The sequence below is a fragment of the Thalassobacillus hwangdonensis genome (assembly GCF_042675915.1).
Taxonomy (GTDB): Bacteria; Bacillota; Bacilli; order Bacillales; family Halobacillaceae; genus Thalassobacillus_A; species Thalassobacillus_A hwangdonensis.
On the sequence record NZ_JBHTKL010000006.1, the window covers coordinates 57,485 to 78,297 of the forward strand.

Annotated in this window: 20 protein-coding genes; 8 read left to right on the top strand and 12 right to left on the bottom strand. The window is 45.6% G+C overall.

The window, feature by feature from the left end; translation table 11 throughout:
* Positions 1-5: 5 nt before the first annotated feature.
* From ACFQ2J_RS15735 to ACFQ2J_RS15750, 4 genes are all read left to right on the top strand, one after another.
* Positions 6-1,346 (top strand): CpaF family protein, encoded by a 1,341-nt coding sequence (locus ACFQ2J_RS15735; RefSeq protein ID WP_386062709.1) that lies wholly within the window; start codon positions 6-8, stop codon positions 1,344-1,346.
* A gap of 83 nt (positions 1,347-1,429) precedes the next feature.
* Positions 1,430-2,308: a type II secretion system F family protein gene (locus tag ACFQ2J_RS15740; protein ID WP_386062712.1), complete on the top strand. Its 879-nt coding sequence runs from the start codon at positions 1,430-1,432 to the stop codon at positions 2,306-2,308.
* Positions 2,309-2,311: 3 nt separating this feature from the next.
* Positions 2,312-3,229, top strand: coding sequence for a type II secretion system F family protein (locus ACFQ2J_RS15745; RefSeq protein WP_386062715.1), 918 nt, complete (start codon positions 2,312-2,314; stop codon positions 3,227-3,229).
* 23 nt (positions 3,230-3,252) lie between these two features.
* A complete protein-coding gene (locus tag ACFQ2J_RS15750; protein WP_386062718.1) occupies positions 3,253-3,576 on the top strand; it encodes a helix-turn-helix domain-containing protein in 324 nt (107 codons plus the stop codon).
* Positions 3,577-3,850: 274 nt separating this feature from the next.
* Here the strand turns inward: ACFQ2J_RS15750 and ACFQ2J_RS15755 are convergent, their stop codons facing one another.
* The 3 genes from ACFQ2J_RS15755 to glsA form a co-directional block, all read right to left on the bottom strand.
* Entirely contained in the window at positions 3,851-4,279 is a 429-nt protein-coding gene (locus ACFQ2J_RS15755) for a BrxA/BrxB family bacilliredoxin (RefSeq protein WP_386062721.1), read from the bottom strand.
* Between the two features lie 22 nt (positions 4,280-4,301).
* Entirely contained in the window at positions 4,302-5,441 is a 1,140-nt protein-coding gene (locus ACFQ2J_RS15760) for a conserved virulence factor C family protein (protein ID WP_386062724.1), read from the bottom strand.
* 76 nt (positions 5,442-5,517) lie between these two features.
* Entirely contained in the window at positions 5,518-6,456 is a 939-nt protein-coding gene (glsA, locus tag ACFQ2J_RS15765; protein ID WP_386062726.1) for a glutaminase A, read from the bottom strand.
* Positions 6,457-6,649: 193 nt separating this feature from the next.
* On the opposite strand from glsA, the gene ACFQ2J_RS15770 reads away from it, so the two are divergent.
* The 4 genes from ACFQ2J_RS15770 to ACFQ2J_RS15785 all read left to right on the top strand — a co-directional run bounded on the left by ACFQ2J_RS15770 (position 6,650) and on the right by ACFQ2J_RS15785 (position 11,466).
* Positions 6,650-8,068 (top strand): alanine/glycine:cation symporter family protein, encoded by a 1,419-nt coding sequence (locus ACFQ2J_RS15770; RefSeq protein WP_386062729.1) that lies wholly within the window; start codon positions 6,650-6,652, stop codon positions 8,066-8,068.
* A 176-nt stretch (positions 8,069-8,244) separates the two neighbouring features.
* On the top strand, positions 8,245-10,089 hold the full coding sequence (locus tag ACFQ2J_RS15775; RefSeq protein WP_386062732.1) for a polysaccharide biosynthesis protein: 1,845 nt from the start codon (positions 8,245-8,247) through the stop codon (positions 10,087-10,089).
* Positions 10,086-10,718 (top strand): sugar transferase, encoded by a 633-nt coding sequence (locus tag ACFQ2J_RS15780; RefSeq protein WP_386062734.1) that lies wholly within the window; start codon positions 10,086-10,088, stop codon positions 10,716-10,718. The genes ACFQ2J_RS15775 and ACFQ2J_RS15780 overlap by 4 nt, the downstream gene beginning before the upstream one ends.
* The gene (locus tag ACFQ2J_RS15785; protein WP_386062736.1) at positions 10,708-11,466 is read left to right on the top strand and encodes a GNAT family N-acetyltransferase; all 759 of its coding nucleotides are present in this window, start codon (positions 10,708-10,710) and stop codon (positions 11,464-11,466) included. Before ACFQ2J_RS15780 ends, ACFQ2J_RS15785 begins: the two co-directional genes overlap by 11 nt.
* Here the strand turns inward: ACFQ2J_RS15785 and ACFQ2J_RS15790 are convergent.
* From ACFQ2J_RS15790 to ACFQ2J_RS15830, 9 genes are all read right to left on the bottom strand, one after another.
* On the bottom strand, positions 11,463-12,095 hold the full coding sequence (locus tag ACFQ2J_RS15790) for a NeuD/PglB/VioB family sugar acetyltransferase (protein WP_386062738.1): 633 nt from the start codon (positions 12,093-12,095) through the stop codon (positions 11,463-11,465). The genes ACFQ2J_RS15785 and ACFQ2J_RS15790 overlap by 4 nt on opposite strands.
* Positions 12,096-12,108: 13 nt before the next feature.
* A complete protein-coding gene (locus ACFQ2J_RS15795) occupies positions 12,109-13,125 on the bottom strand; it encodes an NAD-dependent 4,6-dehydratase LegB (protein ID WP_386062740.1) in 1,017 nt (338 codons plus the stop codon).
* 59 nt (positions 13,126-13,184) lie between these two features.
* Complete coding sequence (locus ACFQ2J_RS15800; RefSeq protein WP_386062742.1) at positions 13,185-14,237, bottom strand: nucleotidyltransferase family protein; 1,053 nt, start codon at positions 14,235-14,237, stop codon at positions 13,185-13,187.
* 110 nt (positions 14,238-14,347) lie between these two features.
* Positions 14,348-15,028, bottom strand: a complete 681-nt coding sequence (locus ACFQ2J_RS15805) for an acylneuraminate cytidylyltransferase family protein (protein ID WP_386062745.1) — start codon at positions 15,026-15,028, stop codon at positions 14,348-14,350.
* Positions 15,021-16,106 (bottom strand): N-acetylneuraminate synthase, encoded by a 1,086-nt coding sequence (gene neuB, locus ACFQ2J_RS15810; protein WP_386062748.1) that lies wholly within the window; start codon positions 16,104-16,106, stop codon positions 15,021-15,023. Before neuB ends, ACFQ2J_RS15805 begins: the two co-directional genes overlap by 8 nt.
* Entirely contained in the window at positions 16,103-17,266 is a 1,164-nt protein-coding gene (gene neuC / locus ACFQ2J_RS15815; RefSeq protein ID WP_386062751.1) for a UDP-N-acetylglucosamine 2-epimerase, read from the bottom strand. Before neuC ends, neuB begins: the two co-directional genes overlap by 4 nt.
* Complete coding sequence (locus ACFQ2J_RS15820; RefSeq protein WP_386062754.1) at positions 17,263-18,399, bottom strand: polysialyltransferase family glycosyltransferase; 1,137 nt, start codon at positions 18,397-18,399, stop codon at positions 17,263-17,265. Before ACFQ2J_RS15820 ends, neuC begins: the two co-directional genes overlap by 4 nt.
* Positions 18,396-19,643, bottom strand: coding sequence for a lipopolysaccharide biosynthesis protein (locus tag ACFQ2J_RS15825; protein WP_386062757.1), 1,248 nt, complete (start codon positions 19,641-19,643; stop codon positions 18,396-18,398). Before ACFQ2J_RS15825 ends, ACFQ2J_RS15820 begins: the two co-directional genes overlap by 4 nt.
* Positions 19,640-20,791: a DegT/DnrJ/EryC1/StrS family aminotransferase gene (locus ACFQ2J_RS15830; protein ID WP_386062760.1), complete on the bottom strand. Its 1,152-nt coding sequence runs from the start codon at positions 20,789-20,791 to the stop codon at positions 19,640-19,642. The genes ACFQ2J_RS15825 and ACFQ2J_RS15830 overlap by 4 nt, the downstream gene beginning before the upstream one ends.
* Between the last annotated feature and the right edge of the window lie 22 nt (positions 20,792-20,813).

Here is a 20,813-nt window from a genome sequence, read left to right on the forward strand (position 1 = left end):
CCCACATGTCTCTGCTGAAACGGCTCGGTAAAGAAGAGCTTCTTCCAGAAAAAAATGAGAAAGCAAGCACCCTTCTTCTCCCGAGAATGCATACCGGGAGTGGGTTGGAAAGTGAGCTTCATAACTATCTGGTAGAAGAATTCGATAAGATGAAGGACTCATCAGAAGAAGATATTCATAAATTAATTGAGGAAAAGTCCGAGAACTTCTTCGCTTCAAGACAAACGAACATTACATTCGAGGATAAAAAAAGGATTATAGCAAGCGCAAAAGATGAATTGATCGGTTACGGACCAATCACTTCCTGCCTGAATGATTTCTCTGTCTCAGAAGTGATGGTGAACGGGCCGTCCGAAGTTTATGTGGAACGGGAAGGCAAACTTGAGAAAACACCTGTTACTTTCAAAGATCACGATCATATTCTCCAAGTAATCGAAAAGATAGTCCATCCGCTTGGAAGAAGAATCGATGAAAGTTCCCCGATGGTAGATGCTAGGCTGCCGGACGGGTCCCGTGTCAATGCCATCATCCCTCCCCTTGCGCTGAACGGGCCGACGCTGACGATTCGGAAATTTTCCGATAAACCGTTCACTATCAAGGACCTGGTTCGATTCAATACCTTGACCAAGGATATGGCGGGTTTCATTGAAGCATGTGTGCAGTCAAAAATGAACATCTTCATCAGTGGAGGGACCGGGTCCGGGAAGACATCTACGCTGAATGTGTTTTCCTCCTTTATCAACCATGGAGAACGGATCGTGACTATCGAGGATGCAGCAGAGCTGAAATTACCTCAGTCCCATGTCGTATCCCTTGAATCCCGACCAGAGAACATGGAAGGAAAAGGAGCAATTACAATCAGGGATCTTGTAAAAAACGCATTACGTATGCGACCGGACCGTATCATCATCGGTGAGGTTCGAAGCGCGGAAGCATTGGATATGCTCCAGGCGATGAATACTGGTCATAATGGAAGCCTTGGAACTGGACATGCGAATTCTCCAAGAGACCTATTGGCACGTCTTGAAACGATGATTCTTATGGCTGGGATCGACCTCCCTGTAAGAGCGATCAGAGAACAAATTGCCGGGGCATTGGATTTGATCATCCATCAGGAGAGATTGAAGGATGGTACCCGGAAAATCACCCACATCACTGAGGTGCTCGGTCTTGAAGGAGATATGATTGTTCTGCAGGATATCTACCGATTCAAAGAAACTGGAATGACTTCTGACGGGAAAATTGCTGGAAGCTTCACTACTAGTGGTCTTCGTCCGAAATGCGCAGAAGTTTTGCAGATGAATGGACACGACATCCCTTCAAATTGGTTTAGCGAGGAATGGTAAACATGATGATAAGCGATGTGATTTTACTCTCGACTAGCTGCTTGATCGCCACGCTTCTCTTCTTTCTTATCAGCAGGGTCATTATGAAAAAACGAGTGATGAAGAAGCGGATCGATCCGTATGTAGTAAAAGTCAAAAAACAGAAAGCGCCAAAGAAAAGGACAAATGGATCGATTTCCTTCATCAAAAAGCTCGGAGATCAATTCAATGGTATTCGGTTCATCCTGAGCTGGAATACATCGCTGAAACAGGCAAAATCACCATTATCAGCCGGAGAATTTTTCTTATTTCGTCTACTCACCTGCCTTGCATTGTTCCTACTCGCTTTCAATTATGGGGTCCATCCCCTTCTGTGTATTCCATTCGCACTCATCGGTTACTATCTTCCCGTTTTCTATTTGAAAAGAAAAATAGAGAAACGGCTGGCCAGATGCTCTCAACAACTGGCAGATGCATTAGGAACGATGTCCAATTCGATGCGAGCAGGTTTCAGCTTCATGCAGGCTATGAAATTGATAGCTGACGACTATCCTGATCCAATCGGTACGGAATTCGAGAAAACATTAAAAGACATCCAATATGGCAGGTCCATGGAAGACGCCTTCACAAGATTACTAGAGCGACTGCCTGATAAAGAGCTAGAGATTACGATCCAAGCGATGCTGATTCAACGATCCAGTGGCGGAAACCTTGCTGTATTGCTGGAAACGGTACAGCAGACGATCAGTGGACGCATCCAATTGAAAGATGAAATCCGTGCGTTGACGGCTCAAGGTAAAATGTCGACCTGGATCATTACAGGGTTACCAATCGTACTGGCCATTTACTTGAAATTGGTGAACCCCTCCTATTTCAATCAGCTTGTCGATCATCCTTTGGGCATCGTCATGTTAGCAATGGGATGTATCGGGATCATCTTAGGCTGGTTCATGTTAAGTAAAATAGCAAGGATCGAGGTGTAGGTGATGGTCATCGTATTATTTTTGCTGTTCATGGTGCTTTCCATCATGTTGGCTTCACAAGCCGTCCTACAACTAGTATTCCAACGGGCGATTGCACTCGAACGTCGCTTGAATGTGTACGCTGTTGAACCAAGCATAAAGCATAAGGCACCAAACAAAAAAGCATCTGCAAAGAACCGCAGTACAATCTTCCATAAACCTAAAAAGCTGGTCGGCCATCTCCTTTCAAAGGAAGCAAAAGCTGAACTAGATAAAAAGTTGAGAGATGCAGGGATGTCCCACCGTTGGAACGCAGTGGATTACCGTTTGATTCAACTCGCAATCAGCAGCTCGCTGTTTTTATTTTCTCTTCTCTTCCTTAGCCAACAGGCTTCCAGCACCTTTAGCTTGGTCATGCTGTCCAGCGCGTTAGGCGGCCTGGGGTATTACTACATGAACTTTACTTTAAGTGTCAAAAAGAGTAAACGGATCGTTCAAGTACAAAAAACAATGGCAGACTTTTTCGACATGATTACCTTATCACTCGAAGCAGGAATGGGGCTGGATGCCTCCCTCCAAAAGGCATGCCAGCAAATCAAAGGTCCTCTTTCTGAAGAATTCCTTAAAGCACTAGAGGAAATGAAATTAGGTAAATCCCGTCGTGAAGCATTCAGCAACCTAAAAAACCGGATACCTGCTCCTGATTTTCAAGGAATCATGACATCGCTGATCCAGGCCGACCAATTAGGCATCGGGATGGGAAAAGCATTGCGTACCATCACTGTCCGCGTTCGAGAACAACAAAAACAACTCGCAAAAGAGAAGGCAATGAAAGCACCAGTAAAAATGCTGTTTCCGATGGTATTCTTCATATTCCCCGCCTTGTTCATCATCCTGTTAGGGCCACTGGTCATCTATTTCGTACAAAATGGGTTCAACTAAAACGTTACTAAGGGAGAAGAGCGATGAATGGATCAACGTTGAAGCAGATCAGAAATGAACGAGGGTTGTCTATATCAAAATTGAGCTCGATGACCGGCATTTCCAAATCTTATATCAGCTGCCTTGAACGGGATGTCCATAAGAATCCCAGCATCGATATCATCGAGAAGATTGCCCATTCCCTCCGAGTGGATGTGGATCAGCTCTTATGCAGGGATGGAGAAAAAAAGCCGAAGAAGCCTCATACCCAGGGATTTTTACAGGTGGAAGTATCCCTCTCCGACTACAACCTTGACATGGAAACAGTCGAACAACTGGAAGGTCTGGTCATTAAAATAAACCGTTAAAGTACCTTTAGCCAGACTAAAAGGAGCTGTAAATAGGAAAGACCCGTAAAATTCATTTGAATTTCTACGGGTCTTTTGTCGGTAGTCATCGCTTCGTCAACTTACTTCGCTTTCCGCGGGCACGGCCTCAGTCTCCTCGAAAAGCAAAGAACGCTTTTCTGCGGGGCCTTCGAACTCGTGCTGTTCCCGCAGGAGTCTTCGTAACTTGCCTACGCTCCACCATGTTCTTCTTTAGGATATTCAACTGTACCGTTTCGCCCTACTTCTCTAGTACTTAACAATATTTATCGTAAGCGGATTTAAGGTTGTTTACGATGTCCTCTACTTCAAATCCTTCAATTTCTTCGCGTGGAATGAAGTGGAGGACTTGTCCATCTTGCATTAGTGCCATTGAAGGAGAAGATGGTGGATATCCTTCAAAATATTCTCGCATCGTAGCTGTAGCTTCTCTGTCCTGACCAGCAAAAACGGTTACCAGATGGTCCGGTTTTTTGTCGTTGTCCAAGGATTCTCTTGCAGCAGGACGTGCAAGGCCGGCAGCACACCCACATACGGAATTGACGACAACAAGTGTCGTTCCTTTGGTGGATGTTACGAACTCAGCCACCTCATCTGGATTGGTCAATTCCTGAAAACCTGCATTTGTCAGTTCATCGCGCATCGGCTGCGCCATTTGTTTCATATATTCTTCATATGCATTCATCTCTGATTCCTCCTGAATATACTTAATCTTGTTTACGTGCCTGTGTCATCTGGTGCCAAACCGAACCTTTTGCAGCTTCCCCGCCTTCAATCCGCTGCAGCGCCATTTTCGCCTGCATCCGAACTTCAAATTCCGGATCATCAATGGCTTTTTTCAGAGCCGGAATAGCAGTTTCATCACCGATTTCATATAGGAACATCGCAGCTCTCCAACGTACCAGTTTATTCGAATCAGAAAGCGACTCGATCATTTCAGGCATCGCTTCTTTGAAACCAAGGTCGGAAATACAGTCTCCTGCAGTCCTTCTGACCGTGATGGATTTGTCATTCAGCGCACGATAAAGATAAGGGAGTACCTCCGGCTCTTCAATCATACCCAAGTATGCAGTCGCAAGCCTTCGAATCGATCCTTTTTCATCGTCCAGCGCTTTTTCAAGAATCGGTAAATCCTCAAAGGCAGGGTTCATGCGGTCAAGCGCGGCATAACGCACTTTCCAATCCGGGTCATCCAAAGTTTCCATAGAAATGGACTTGCGCTCCTGTGGTTCGTTCTTATCTGTTGTATCTCCCTCAAATGCTTGCTTAACAAGGTTGTCCAAACGGTCTGCATCATAGGTAGCCTCGATTTCTTCGTGCACCTCTGCACCTATGTCTTCCATGTTACCATAGCGGGCATCCTGTTCTACCCACTGCCGCTCCATCACCATATTGTCAGATGCGGGTGATGCTTTCATCGCTGCTTCCATGAACATCTCCGGAAGACCTACACGCTTTTCCTCGTTTCCATCATCAAGCTTAATTTGCATCGGAATTCCACGGAACATTTGAATGTACACCTTCACTTCACCGAAGGCATCCTCTGCTTCGGGTGTTTCAGAAGCATCGGTCGTGTCTTCATGTTCATCCGTTCCTAGTACATTCCGTACTTCTGGCAGTATTTCTTCCCATTTATGACGGGGATTACGACCCAAAGCAATGAAGTCCATGACATGATACATGCTTTTGACCCCTTCAATCTTCATAAGTTCCTGAATGAAGGCTGGGGCTCCAGTCAAGTCATCTCCTGGTTGATAATTGTTGGTTTCCCCACCAGGCAATGCTTCGCTCAAGTTTATTTTCATCGAGTTCGGACTTGGTGTCGGTTCAATTGAAACGATTTTCACAATGATTTCCCTCCCCTGTTAGCTTTCCTACTGGTCATTTTATCAAAGGTGGACGTATCGTTCCATCGTATCACCTTCAGCCATGGAAAAGATTGAGGCAAAGCTCGCGAGAAAGTGTCCGAAGTACACGTCCACCTGCTACACTGTTTCCTTTCTTATTGATGGCAGGACCATAGATACCAATCCCCATCTTTCCGGGAACCGTTCCGACAATAGTACCTGCTACGCCGCTTTTTGCAGGGAACCCTACTTCCACCGCATATGTGCCTGATTCATTGTACATTCCGGAAGTAAGCATGATCGCTTTTACGGTCCGTACATGGCTTGGATCGATGACATAGGAATCATCCTCAATCGATTTCCCGTGATTGGCAAGGAAGCAGCCGATTTTTGCAAGATCCAGGGAGTTCGTTTTGATGGAGTTGAGGCGGAAATACAGATCCAACGCATCCTCGAGTTCATCGGTGGAAATGATGCCGAGACTTTCCATGAAATAAGCGAGTGCGCGGTTCCTTGCTCCATTTTTCTGCTCTGCCTGATAAACTTCTTCATCCATTTCTATTTGGTCATTGCATGTGATTTTATAGACAAAGTCCAGCAGACGCCCGAACTTTTCTTCCACATCATTTCCTTTGATCAAGCTAGCCACTGCAATGGCACCAGAATTGATCATAGGATTGTGAGGCAATTGCTTTTCATCTTCTTCAAGATTCCTGATTGCATTGAATGCGTCATCCGTCGGCTCCATATCGACCTTTTGAAAAACAGTCTCCTTGCCGAAATCCTCCAATGCGAGCATCAGTGTGATGATTTTTGACACGCTCTGCAGTGGGAAAGCATTGGTCTTTTCCCCGGCGCCGTACACCTCTCCGTCCATCGTTACGATGGTGACGCCTAAGTCGGTGCTGTGGGACTGGTCGAGACCAGGAATATAATCGACAACGCTCCCCCCTGATGAATAGGGTCTGCATGCTTTTACAACTTCTTCTAAATATTGGTTGCTCAATTCAGCCAAAAAGATCCGCTCCTTTAATCTTAACCTATTTCAATCTTTTCCCTTTTTTCGATGCCCTAACACTAAAACGGTAAGACAATTGGTGAATCATACCCATTTATGGATTCGACTGTTTCATTTGTTAAAAAGTGGGTATTTATATGTAAACCTTCTAGGCTTACGGTTAATAATCAAACAGGCAGGTGTCCTACTCATGGAAAGCTTCATATCAATGATTGAAAGTGGTGTCGGTACGGTATCCGACTTTTTATGGACGTATTTATTATCCATCATTCTGATTGCCGGCGGAATCTTCCTTACCTTTCGCCTCAGATTCTTCCAGTTCCGATTCTTCGGTCATGTGCTAGGTCAAACGATCGGAAAAGTATTCAAAAAGACAGAACAGGATGGGACGATTACGCCATTCCAGGCGTTCACTTCAGCACTTGCATCGACTGCAGGTGCTACGAACATTGTCGGGGTGCCCGTCGCAATTGCACTAGGTGGACCTGGTGCATTGTTCTGGATGTGGCTTGTCGCATTGATCGGGATGGCAACCAAGTACTCTGAAATTTTACTCGGCTTGAAATACCGTGAGAAAAACGAAAAAGGAATTTGGGTCGGTGGTCCCCAGTACTACATAAGGAAAGCGCTGGGGTGGAAAACATGGGCCGGTGCATTTGCGTTTTTCCTTATGATCGAGGCAATTCCAAGTGCAATGGTTCAGTCAAACTCGATTACCACCCAGGTGGAAGGTGCCTTCGGCTGGCCAACGACCATTACTGGATTGATCATGTGTGTGCTCGTCGGATTGATTGTCTTCGGTGGAATTGAGCGGATTGCAAAAATTACAGATAAATTCGTACCGTTCATGGTGCTCACCTATATCGGTATCTGTCTTACCATCATTTTCATGAACATGACGGAGCTTCCGAATGTGTTCGGTCTGATTTTCACTCATGCGTTCACACCGATTTCTGCTGCTGGTGGATTTGCAGGGGCGGCCATCGCTGATGCGCTTCGTTGGGGGATTGCTCGTGGTCTTTATTCCAATGAAGCAGGACTTGGAACAGGCCCGATTGCGCACGCTGCAGCACAAACCGATCACCCGAGTAAGCAGGCGATGTGGGGAATCTTCAGTGTGTTCGTCGATACGATTATCATCTGTTCGGTTACCGGGATTACGGTGCTGGTCACTGGTGCATGGAAGGAAGTCGGCATCGACAATGCTTCCAATATGATCAACGTCGCTTTCGCTACCCTGTTTGGCGATACGATTGGGGGAGGCTTCATCGCTCTCTTCCTTCTATTCTTTGTACTGACAACAATCGGCGTACTGATCTTTTACGGGGAGAAGCAGGCAGAATACTTGTTCAACCTTAAAGTAGCGAAAATCATGCGAATCGTCTACATTGCGGCCATTTTTGTCGGAGCGATCGGCGGACTGCAGTTTGTATGGCAGTTCCTGGATTTGCTGCTCGCATTTGTGCTAATACTCAACATCATTCCGGTCCTTTATCTGCATAAGGATATCCGGGCGGTGACAGATGACTATATTGAGCGCTTCTACCGTAAAAAAGGTGGAAAAGCGAAGGTCACACTGTTTACTGATGCAGAAGACGAATCGAATTAAACGGAACACTCTATTCAGGTACCTCCCTCATGGGGGGGGTACCTTTTCTAATTGTAGTAATCTTCTATTCGAATAGTCGGTTGTACTATACGACTAATTACCCCCCGCATACACTAGGTAGACGGGTAGAATGAAAATTCCCGTATGAATCTCTTAGCAGTATGGGGGGAACAAAAATGTTCAAAAAACTCCAAAAGAAATTGTTGATCATTGCAGAATTATTTTTATACCTGCTAGCTGTTTTACTCAGTTATATCCTACTTCATATTCTGCCTATGATTGAAATCAGCTGGACCCATACGATTTGGCTCCAACCGTTCATCATCTTCGCTGCAACCTTGCTTTATCTCACGGATACATTCAACACCTATCCGAAAGACGTCAGTAAGATTCTCTTTCAAAGCGCTTCATTGATGACATTAGCTTATCTTTTCTACTATGCCTTCATCATATTTCATCCACCACTGATGATTACAATTTCAAGCTTCCTATCTGTCTACCTGATCTCAGTCGCATTGATCAGTGTGATGCATCTTTATTTAAAACGACCTTCCATTTCAAGTATCGCTAACTTTTCAAAAGTTGACGAAGTGGTGAAGGTACTTATCATCGGTGCAGGAACTATGGGAACCAGAGTCGTCGATTTGATGCATTCAAGCGTCATCCATAAATTGGAGCCGATTGGTTTCATTGACGATGACTCAATCAAGCATGGTACGAAGCATCGTGGCATCCCAATTTTCGGTGGGAGAACCGAAATAGAAAAAACTGTGAAAAAGTACGGGGTAAAGCAGATTGTCATTGCAATGCCTGCTGCAACACCGAAAGAATTAGCCGATATCACCAACCTGTGTAACTTACCGGGAGTGGAAGTAAGTGCTTTTTCCTCGCTTACAGAAATTGCACACGGCCGTAATCCTGAATCGTTCTTGAAAAAAGTCAAAGCAGAAGATCTGTTAGGAAGGGATTCTGTGCAGACCTACCTGAAGGACACAAATACCTTCCTGCAAAATAAAACCGTCCTAATCACAGGTGCAGGAGGTTCGATTGGTTCAGAACTCTGCAAGCAGGTTTCTTCCTTTCAGCCAAAACAATTAGTATTAGTAGGCAGCGGGGAAGGCAGTATCTATACAACTGAAAATCAATTGAAAGAACGGTATCCGGAACTTGTGCTCCACACTTTGATCGCTAATATCCGCGACCGTGAGAGGATCGATTCCATCTTTTCTTTCTACCGGCCGGATATCGTATTTCACGCAGCTGCACATAAACATGTACCGCTAATGGAAGAAAATCCTCTGGAGGCTGTCAAAAACAATATCTTCGGCACAAAAAACGTTGCGGATGCCGCCCACCGCTATCATGTAAGCAATTTCGTCCTCATTTCTACCGACAAAGCCGTCCGCCCTACCAGTATCATGGGGGCTACCAAACGTGTCGCGGAACTGTATATCCAGTCCATCAACGAAAGAAGTAGTACAAAATACAGTGCGGTCCGTTTCGGTAATGTGTTAGGAAGCCGTGGAAGCGTCGTTCCGTTATTCGAAAGCCAGATCGCAAAAGGTGGCCCCGTCACAGTAACACACAAAGATATGGTGCGTTATTTCATGACGATTCCGGAAGCTGTCCTGCTGGTCATCGACAGTTGTGTGCTTGCAGAGGGTGGGGAGATTTTCATCCTGGATATGGGCAAACCGATGAAAATTTATGAATTGGCTGAAAGAGTGATTGAACTATCCGGGTTAAGACCACATAAGGATATACAAATCAAAATTACCGGAATAAGAAAAGGTGAAAAATTATACGAAGAATTGGTCACAGATGAAGAAGGAGTTTCGTCGACACGCCATCCGCTAATCTTCAAAGCCAACCCGCCACAGCATTCCTCGGAGCAATTCGACACGGATATCTTCCTGCTCGAAAGAAAAGTTTTTGAAGAGGATGTTCAATTCCTGGACTACGAAATAAAACAGCTGATGAAACAGCTTGTTCCGACATTTCAGGGGGATCAGTTGTCATGAGCCTTTATCAACGCTTTCTAAAACGAAGTTTCGATATTGTGTTCGCTTTGTTGATTGGATGCATTGGAATTCCAATGTGTACATTCATCGCCATTATACTAAGGTTATCCATTGGTAAGCCGGTCATTTTCAAGCAGCTTCGCCCAGGTAAGCACGAAAAGATTTTTCACATTTATAAGTTCCGAACAATGACCAATGATATGGATGCAGATGGAACGCTTAAACCCGACGAGGAACGGCTCACTAGTTTCGGTAAGTTCCTTCGGAAAACGAGCATGGATGAGTTGCCTCAATTATGGAACGTCATTAAAGGAGACATCAGTCTGGTTGGCCCTCGTCCTTTGCTGATCAGCTATCTTCCTTACTTTACAGAAAAGGAACGAAAACGTTTCTCTGTAAAACCAGGGATTACCGGCCTTGCCCAAATTTCCGGCAGAAGGCAGCTGAACTGGGAAGAACGGTTAGCGAAAGATGTGGAATATGTTGAGAACTGGAGTTTATGGCTCGATTGCAAAATTCTGTTCAAAACATGTTTAAACGTAATCAAACAAGATGGAGGATTGGAATCAAACCTCCCTTCCCTCCAGGATTTGAATGTGGAAAGGAAGGGAATGCACGATGATCATTAAACCATTACGACCGGAAGATGCGCCGGTTGTCCAACAGCTCCTTCAGGAAAATGTACCGGAAGAGATCTATACGAAAACGATCTATCACCTGTCTGGTTACGTCGATTATGTAACAGGGATTCTGAAACAGAACGAGAGCAGCAATCCTCTTCGATATTACGGGGCATATGTGGAAGATGACTTTGCAGGATTCACAGAGCATTACTGTAAAAAGGGAACTGGTGCTACGCACTGGAACAATCTGTATTTGCTAGATCGTTATAGAGCGGATGGAATTGGCAAATTGCTTCAGCAGAAGACATTTGATGAAGCAAGGGAGGATGCATCTCACACCCTCACCCTTGATGTATTCGACTGGAACACAGGTCCTTTGAAATGGTACAGACGATTAGGTGCCAGCTATGAATCTACCAATCACTGGATGACCTCCTCCCACCCGCTTCTGAAAAAAGAAAAAGCCTCCTATTATCTTCATAATAAGCTGGCTTCTGATCTATTCTATGAGAAATATGGATTTGCCGAATTGAATCTACAGACACCGACGGGGGACTATCGGATTGGAGTATTGGGGGATACGTATTTCCGAATCACCGACACCGCTGTATTCAAAGACTTACACGTTTTCCACGCTTTACGGGAACTCGATCCGGAGCGAGAACTGCTGTTCATTGTTCCTTATATTGATGAAGACATTTTGGATGATATCCAGTTTGTAGCCACCTCTTACAGGTTGCATGTTTCCCTCTAATGTTCTTTTGCAGGTACACCTCTTACAATCACACTAGAGGGAACCGTACCTGTCACGACGCCTCCAGCTCCTACTGTACTCCAGGCACCGATCGTCAGCTTATTTTCCAGTGACTTTCCTTGCAGGACAGTGGCATTCGCTCCAATATAAGCCCCTTCCTTTACGTGAACATTACCTGAGATGGTTGCACCCGGTGCAACCATTACATAGTTTTCAAGAATCGAATCGTGCGCTACGGTCGCATTCAAATAAATAACGGAGAAATTGCCTATCGTAATGTTGTTTGTCATCCTTACACCAGGAAATACAAGGGTCCCCTTGGTTTTTTCCAGCTGCTTTTTCATCCGATGACTTACGGTCGCATGCGGATGGATGATCGATGTAAAAGGCAACGATGGAAAGTCCCCACTTATTCTTTTTCGGATCTGATTATCACCGATCCCTATTACGAATCTATAACGCTGTTTAACGAGACGACCGATTTCCGATTCTCTTACAATCGGAAAATCGCATGCCTCAGCAGATGATGCAGAGGAATCGACGAACACGATATTCCTGAAGCCGGATTCAAATGCAAGATCTGCTACCTCTCTTGCGAACCCCGATGACCCGAAGATTCCCAATTGCATGGACTTTCCTCCTTCATTTATTATAGATATCCACTTTGTACCCGGCCAGATTTTCAGGACGTGCAAACCAGTCGATCGTTTCTTTCAGACCTCTCTTGAATCCTGCCCTTCCACCGTAGGCCGGTTCCCAATCCAACAACCGCTTCGCTTTTGCGTTTTCTGCCCACAGCCTTTCTACTTCACTCTTTTCCGGGCGGAGTCGATCATCCTCCACCTCGATCTCAAGTGTCGTTCCAGCAGCTTCCGCAATCAGTTGAGCAGTATCACCAATCGAAACTTCGAAGTTGCTGCCGAGATTGATCACTTCTCCATACCAGTCTACGGAGGTCGTCTCGGCAGCTTTCATGAATCCTGCCACCGTATCCAGTACATAATTGAAATCTCTTGTCGGGTGCAGCGACCCCAGTTTGATTTTCTTTACGCCTGAAAGGACCTGCATGATGATTGTAGGAATGACCGCACGGGCAGATTGCCGTGGTCCATATGTATTGAATGGACGGATGATCCCTACAGGTGTATCGAAACTTCGATAAAATGAAACAGCCAACTGATCTGCCGCTATTTTCGTAGCGGAATAGGGTGATTGGCCAACCAGCGGATGCGCCTCGTCAATCGGAACGTACTGTGCAGTCCCGTAAACCTCACTTGTCGACGTATGCACCATCTTCTCCACTCCTGAATCCCTGACAGCCTGCAGGACGTTCAACGTCCCTTTGATATTCGTATCGACATACGTATCCGGCGAATGATAGGAAAACGGAATAGCAATCAGCGAAGCTAAGTGCAGCACGACCTCCTGCCCCTTCACCGCATCACGCACTCCATTCGGGTCTCGGATATCCCCGGCAAAGATATCGATTTCCTTTTTTATATGTTCAGGGCTTTGGTCTAGCCATCCCCATGAGTTGAACGAATTATAATAGACAAATGCACGCACGGATGCACCGGCCTTCACCAGTTGCTCGGTCAGGTGTGAGCCTATGAAACCATCAGCACCCGTCACTAGAATCTTCTTCCCTTTCAAAGCCATCAAAAACACCTCCTGCTCATTAGTACTAACGTATGCAGGAGGTGACTCACCTAATACACTCATTCAATTGTGAAGATTTTCTTATAATCTTCATTCGCTTTTTGATAGTCTTCGATTTTTCCGATGTCCATCCAGTATTCTCTGATCGGGAAGACGGAGATGTGCTGTCCGTGATCCATCATCCCTTCGAATAACTCGGTAATATCATAAAAGGTGTTATAAGGAACTTTCCGAATGACTTCGGGATTGAGCACATAAATTCCAGCGCTTACAAAGAAGTGCTGGATCGGCTTTTCATGAAGCTGCACGAGTCGATCATCTTCGATTTCCACTACCCCATAAGGGACTTGGTAATCGTACCCGCGTACACACATGGTGGCATCCGAGCCGCCTTCAGTATGAAAATCAACCAATTGATTGAAATCCACTTTCGTTAAAATGTCCCCATTCATGACGATGATCGGTAAATGAATCGCTTCTTCAATCAGGCTGAGCGCCCCTGCAGTACCTAACCGCTTGTTCTCTTTAATATAGTTGATGGAAATACCTCTGTCTGCTCCATCACCGAAATAGTCGATTACCTGGGAGGACAGGTAATTCACCATGACGTAGAAACGGTGATAGCCCAAATCTGTCAGCCGTTCTATCATCGTCTCCAATAATGGTTTCCCACCGACAGGCAGCATCGGTTTGGGACAATCATCCGTGAGTGGGCGCAGTCGTGTTCCTAATCCTCCTGCCATCAGCACCACGATATTATCTTTTCTCTGTATTCTTCCATGAAGCGTCTCTACTCCAACTACACGACGTTCATCATCCAGTAACGGAATGTGGTGGATCCTCTTCTCACCCATCATTTTCAATAATTTTGTTTTATCCTCTTTGATGGATGCTGTAATTGGATTTCGGTTCATCACTTTTTCTACTGGAAGGTCCAGTGAGTGGCCTTGTATGATCCCCCTGCGGATGTCCCCATCCGTCACCGTTCCCAGCAGCTGTTTTTTGTCGTTGACGACTAAAGCGATCTGCATTGCACTTGCATCGATCATCTCCAGCGTTTTCCGAAGTGATGTATCCGGAGGCAGAAAAAGTTTATCAATCTCTCTTTTCATCTACTTCCTCCTTCATACTTGTCTGTTTTACAGTTTATGAAGGAAATAGACGAGCGTCTCGACGCTTACCCATGCTTAATTGATTTAGGCGCAGAGCAGTTCAAAGACTACTAACTTCTTTTCATCAAAGCGTCAACCATGTATAAATCTAACTCGTTATCAATATCAAAGGAGCGTTCTTTTGGCATCCGGTATGGAACAGGTTGGTATAGAAAGCTTTTGCTCTGTCTGATCGTTTCTGCTTTCGTCAGATAGATGGCACCGTTCAAAGCATACGTAGGTTTCAGATCCTGTCTTCTCGTTACCTTGCTACCTTCCTGAACAACCGGGATCAAGCATTCTTGCTCGATGTGGAACATCCAGGCTGGATGCTGTTTGGCTGCACATACTGAAACAGCTTGATCAGCAGCATGCTCCAGGCACTTTTCCATACAAGCATCAATATCTCCTGCTGTTCTAAGCGGTGAGGTTGGCTGCAGCAGCATTACCCATTCGTAACCAGGAAGCTGATCCAGTGCATGCAGGACGACGTCGACACTCGTTGAATCATCTTTCGCTAAATGATCCGGACGCATGAAAGGAATATCTGCTCCATATTTACGCGCCACTTTTGCAATTTCTTCGTCATCAGTAGAAAGGATTGCCCGGTCAACCGAACTGGCAGATTTCGCGGCTTCCAGAGTCCAGGCAATCAAAGGCTTTCCATGAAGAAGACGGATGTTCTTCCTGCTAAGCCCCTTCGACCCTCCCCTTGCAGGGATGATTGCCAGCACTTTACCTGCTTTATCCATGCTCGATCGCCTCCGTGATCAATTCATCTGCTTCATAATCCTTTGTTGCTGTACTTCCTAGCAATGACCAGTAATAAGCTGGAGGGATGCCATTGCCAGGCCGTTTGGCAGCAATGTTCTGTTCCGTGAACTTCTCCCCTCTTTTGATAGGTAGCGTAGTCACCAGACTTTTTCTGGCACTGATTGCATTTTTCCGTTCTTCTTCATCTGGGATTTTCCAAGGGTGGCCGATCCCTGCTTCTGTATCCCGGATCGCCTGTACCATCTGTTTCAATTGGTCTGGTTCAAGAGAAGCTTTATGATCGGGACCAGGAAGGGTATGGTCCAGCGTGAAATGCTTTTCAATGATGGCTGCTCCTAAAGCTACTGCAGCAACTGGTATCGTAATGCCAGTGGAATGATCAGAATAACCTGTTGGAAGTGAAAAGGCGTGCTGCAACGTTTTCATCGCACTTAAGTTCAGTGCATGGACCGGAGCCGGGTATTGCGTAGTGCAATGTAGCAGCGAGACATATGCATCCAATCGGTGAGCATGTGTGTAATACGCTTGTCTGAAAGCTGCTCTATCCGGCTTCCGATTGTTTTCAAAGTAACCGAATGCCAGTACCCCTAATGCGTCTTCAATATCGGTGAGCGTAGCCATTCCGGTGGAAAGGATCAGCTTTTTTAGGGATTGTGCAGCAGCGAGAAGCAATGGTGCATTGGTAAGATCTCCTGAAGAAAATTTCAAAACAGGAGTGTGAAGTGTCTCTGTAAGAAAGACCAACGACTCCTTATCAAAAGGGGTTGAAAGAAAGTCGATTGAAGCCTCCTTGCAATGGTTGAGCAATTCCATATGGCTTTCTCGTGTCATCTCGAGCTTTTCAAGCATCGTCAGCTGGTTTTCTTCTTTATTCGTTTCATCCAGCTGATACTCAGCTTTCTTCGCTGTAGGCAGTGCCAGTGCTTTTGCGGAGAAGATCTGGAATTTGATTGCATCGACGCCTGCTTCAGCGGCCACATCAATCATCTTCTTCGCCATTTTTAAACTGCCATTATGATTGACGCCAGCCTCAGCGATGATATACGTCTTATTCAATCCGAATCACCCTTTCGTTCCCGATCGAAAAACGGTTTGACGATCAGTTTCGATAGATCCGTTTGTTTCAGGACATTAATGATTTTACTGGCGGTATTTCCATCTCCGTAAGGGATCTCCATCGTACGTAACCCCTGCCTGAATGCTGGGGACAATGCTTGCTTGATGGACCTGACAATTTCTTCAGTCTTATTTTCACAGTCGATGACCGATTTAGCCTTCAACCTTCCCTGCTGGCGATCACCGATATTGACAGAAGGGGTTCGGAAATAAGGGGTTTCAATTAAACCGCTGGAAGAGTTACCGATGACAACATCTGCGTGTTTCATCGCATTGATATAAAGTTCAGAGTGTAAAGAGCTGACAAGGACAGCATGTTTTCGACTGGATACATACGTGCGGATTCGTTGATTGATTTCTCTTCCTCCACTGTCCGAGTTCGCCTTCGTGAAAATGATTCCGGCTTCCGGAAAACTGTCCAATGCCTCAAGCAAAGGTTCCACACCAACACCATCCCGCATCAATGTTATAGGATGATAGGTTACGAGAAAAGAAGGATTTCTCCATTCAAAACCGAGCGATGCCTCAAGTTCTTTTTTTGACATAGTGGGTGTACGCCGTAGGTTCTCCAGCCCCGGTGCCCCGACTGTATGGATGTGACCCGGGTTTTCACCAAGCTGCATGACACGTTCCCGGTAAGGCTCTGCAGCTGTAAAGTGAAGGTGAGAAAGCTTTGTGATCGCATGACGGATTGATTCGTCCATCGCTCCAACCGTGACTTCTCCCCCGTGCAAATGGGCTATCGGAATACGCAGAAAAAAAGCAGCTTGAGCAGCAGCAAGGATCTCATAACGATCCCCTAATACAACGACGTAATCAGGCTGCAATTGAGCAAAGATATCAGCGAAACTGATCACACCGAGCCCAACCGACTTCGCCACCCCGACATCCGTATCGCTTGATAGCAGCATTTCCACTCTCCGGTCGATCGCAAATCCATCTTTTTCAATCTGCTGGACCGTATAACCGAATTCTACAGACAGGTGCATGCCCGTTACAACCAATTGCAGTTCCAGCTCGGAATCTTCCTCCAATTCTTTCATCAGCCAATATAGAAGCCCATATTCTGCGCGTGTCCCAGTAACTACACAAACTTTCAATGTTCCCCCCTCCTTCCTGGTTGAAGTATTTGGTCAAGGAATGATTTAAACTCCCTCGTGGAATCCACGGTAACATTCCGTTCATCTGTCATATTCTTGTTAACTTCATCCATCAGCTGCCCACATTCACTTGATGATGTGACTGCTTTCCCCACCAGCATGTTTGCAATGGAGAGGGGTTCTTTTAATAGAAGCTTATGCAAGTAGATCGTCGGAATTCCATACCAGGTATGCAGGTTATAGCCAGCAGATGAATAAGGAGTGAGCACTGCCCTGATTTTGTACAGCGACGGAAGAAGTTCGGCAGGAATGCTATTTTCAACTTTGGTCACCGGAACACTGAGTCGATCATATTTTTCATCCGGCTCAAATGGATGTGCCTTCACGAGAATGTCATATCCCTTAGCATCAAGGAGCTGGAACAACTCTTGCAACGTCTTTTTTTCCAGTTCTTCGTCTGCCAGCCCAAGCTTCACTAAAGGCTGCCCTAGGTACAGAGCGACATTCCTCAGCCTGCTCCCTCTGTCTATCGATAAATACTGGACAATTTCCTCTAGCCATTCTTCAGGAGGATACTTCGGAATAGGAATGACGCATTTTTCGATTTTTTTATCGGCAGGCAGCAATTCCGGTTCCCCCACTGCTAACGTTGTTAAGAGAGGATGGTAACCTTGAGAAAGATTCCAGATTTTTGGGTATCCGATGCATTCAAGTAGTTTCATAGAAAGTGATGGCAGCTTCTTCGTAGATTTTCCCGCGTACACTCCCAACCCTTCCTGAATCATCGTAACCGAGCTGCCCATCGTCGCTGCTGTTTCTATAATTTTCACATGGCAGTGATCGTTATCCTTATAAAGAATGATATGATCTGGTTGGAGCTCATGAATCGTCTTTTCAATCGATTTAAGGATTTTCCGATTGCGGAACAGAAGCGATCTCCAGTCTTTTTTCAATGCTTCGAAAAAAACAGGAGGATTGCTGCTGAACAACCTTCTGCTATCATCATTAATCTGCTCATTTTTCGTATCCATCAGGAAATAGTGGATAGTATGATTCCGGAGAACTTTTGAAAGCAAGTAACTGAACAGCATTTGATAGTTCGAACTCATCACAATCAGTACAGTACCCTTCATGCCTTCAGCCCCTTTCCGGTTTGTCTCAGGTTAAGGAAGTACGTAAGGCCGACCCGCGTGAATTCCGCTGCAAGCGTTGACCATAACGCTCCCCATATCCCGATGAAAGGAATGAGGAAGAAATTCAATAGAATGTTCAACAGTGCTGCTGCAATTGAGGTAATGGAGAGTAACCCTGTTCTTTCGTAATAGAGGAACTTAGCAGAAACGACATAGTTGATGCCTACCAGACATTCCGCAATGATCAGTACATAGACAAAAGCTGCCGCTTCCAAATAAGATGGGGAAGCAATCCAACCGATAAGGTGCTTGAAGCTGAGTAGAGCTACCCCGCTGAATAGTACGATCGTAATCAAAAACAGTCGATTGATTTTCAATACATTCTTCTGTTGCGTTTGTTTCATGAGAGAAATATAACGTGGAAGGTATGCAGCATTGATACTCATGAAGACCATCCGTAGAACCAGAGCAACCTGTGCAGCCAGTGCATAGATCCCCACTTTTTCGAGTGACACGAACTTCTCCAGTATGACGCGGTCGGAAACACTGATTACCCAGCTACTTAAAGCGTATGGGAGAAGTGGAAGGCTGTAGAACAGACTCTTTTTCAATGCTTGAGTGGACCATGACAGAAGTACGGATTTACGAATCATCAACAAACCTATCAAAAGTGCCGCACCTTCTGCGATAACGCTCGCCAATAGCGGTCCATCCGGGCCGAATCCTAATACATTCAGGAACAGGATCGTCCCCACAAAAACGAACACACTCCGGATTACATACAGGAGGAAGAATCGCCAAGACTGTTCCTTGACTCTTAATACAGCCAGACAAAGGGAGAGCAATGCAGTCAGGAAAGATAAAGCACATAAATAATAAAAGAATGGATCCAGTGGGATGCTTTTGAAGAGCATCCCCCCGATCCATGGTTTCAAAAGGAGTCCGATACTGATTACGACTGTAGAAAATGCAGACACGAACACGAGAATGGTGCCAAGGTATTTTTTCTGTCGGGCAGAACCTTCTTCAAAGTCGTAGTAATACCTCGTAATTGCACCATGAAGGGAAAGCAGCAGGATGAATTGGCCTAGCCCTATCAACGACTGGACCGTAGTGAGCGTTCCGTATTCCGCTGGTGTCAGATAGGCGGTAAGGTATGGAAGCAGCAAAAAGGATGCGATCGGTGTGAGAAAAGAACTGATACTGTAGATAGCCGCCGTTTGAAGAAGCTGCTTCACGTTCATGTCGAAGTTACAACTTTATGAATGATCTTAATGACTTCATCCTGCTGTGCGTCCGTCAGGTTCGTGCCTGACGGAAGACAAATGCCATGCTCGTAGAGTCGGTCAGATACACTTTCCTCAGGTTGATGGGAAAAGTAAGCTGCACCTTTGAATAATGGCTGTAGATGCAGTGGCTTCCAAACCGGTCTGGACTCGATGTTTTCATCACTTAACGCTTTTATGATCTCCAATGCTGTAGACGAAGAAACATCAGGGTCAACCGTCAAGGCGGATAGCCACCTTGTCGATGTGCCGTAAGTCATTTCTTTCATGAATTCAAATCCCGGTAATGACTGAAGGCTTGCGTTATACCTCTCGAAAATTCTGCGTTTCTTACGAATGCGCTGATCTAGCACTTCCAGTTGCGCACGCCCGATGCCTGCAAGGATATTACTCATTCTGTAATTGAATCCCATCTCTTCATGCTGATAGTGGAGCGCTGGTTCCTTTGCCTGGTTCGCCCAGAATTTCGCCTTTTCGATTAGATCTGGATCCTCACTTACAATCGCTCCACCCCCTGAAGTGGTGATGATTTTATTTCCGTTGAAGGAATAGATACCGATTCTCCCTAGCGTCCCGCTTTGTACTCCTTTGTACGTTGCACCAAGTGATTCTGCAGCATCCTCTACGATCGGTACTTGATACCGATTACAAATTTCCTGGAGGGCTTCCATATCCGAACTCTGTCCATACAAATGGACGATTACGACCGCTTTAGGAAGCTTCCCCTTTTTTTCTGCGTCTTCAAATGCGCGTTCCAGTGCCTTTGGGGACATGTTCCATGAGTCCGGTTCCGAATCGATGAATACAGGGATTGCATGCTGATAAAGGATTGCATTCGCACTTGCGACGAATGTAAGACTTGAACAAAATATGGTATCTCCCTGACCTACTTCCAGTACACGCAGTGCCAAATGAAGCGCAGCTGTTCCTGAGCTCGTGAGCAGCGTATGTTTTGCACCTGTGTATGCTGCCAATTGTTTTTCCATTTCATCAATATTGCTTCCCATCGAAGAAATCCAATTACTACGGAACGCTTCCTGGATATATTGCAGCTCCCTGCCACTCATATGTGGAGGAGCAAGATATATTCGCTCTTTCTTCTTCATTGCGTATCCACCTTAACATTTC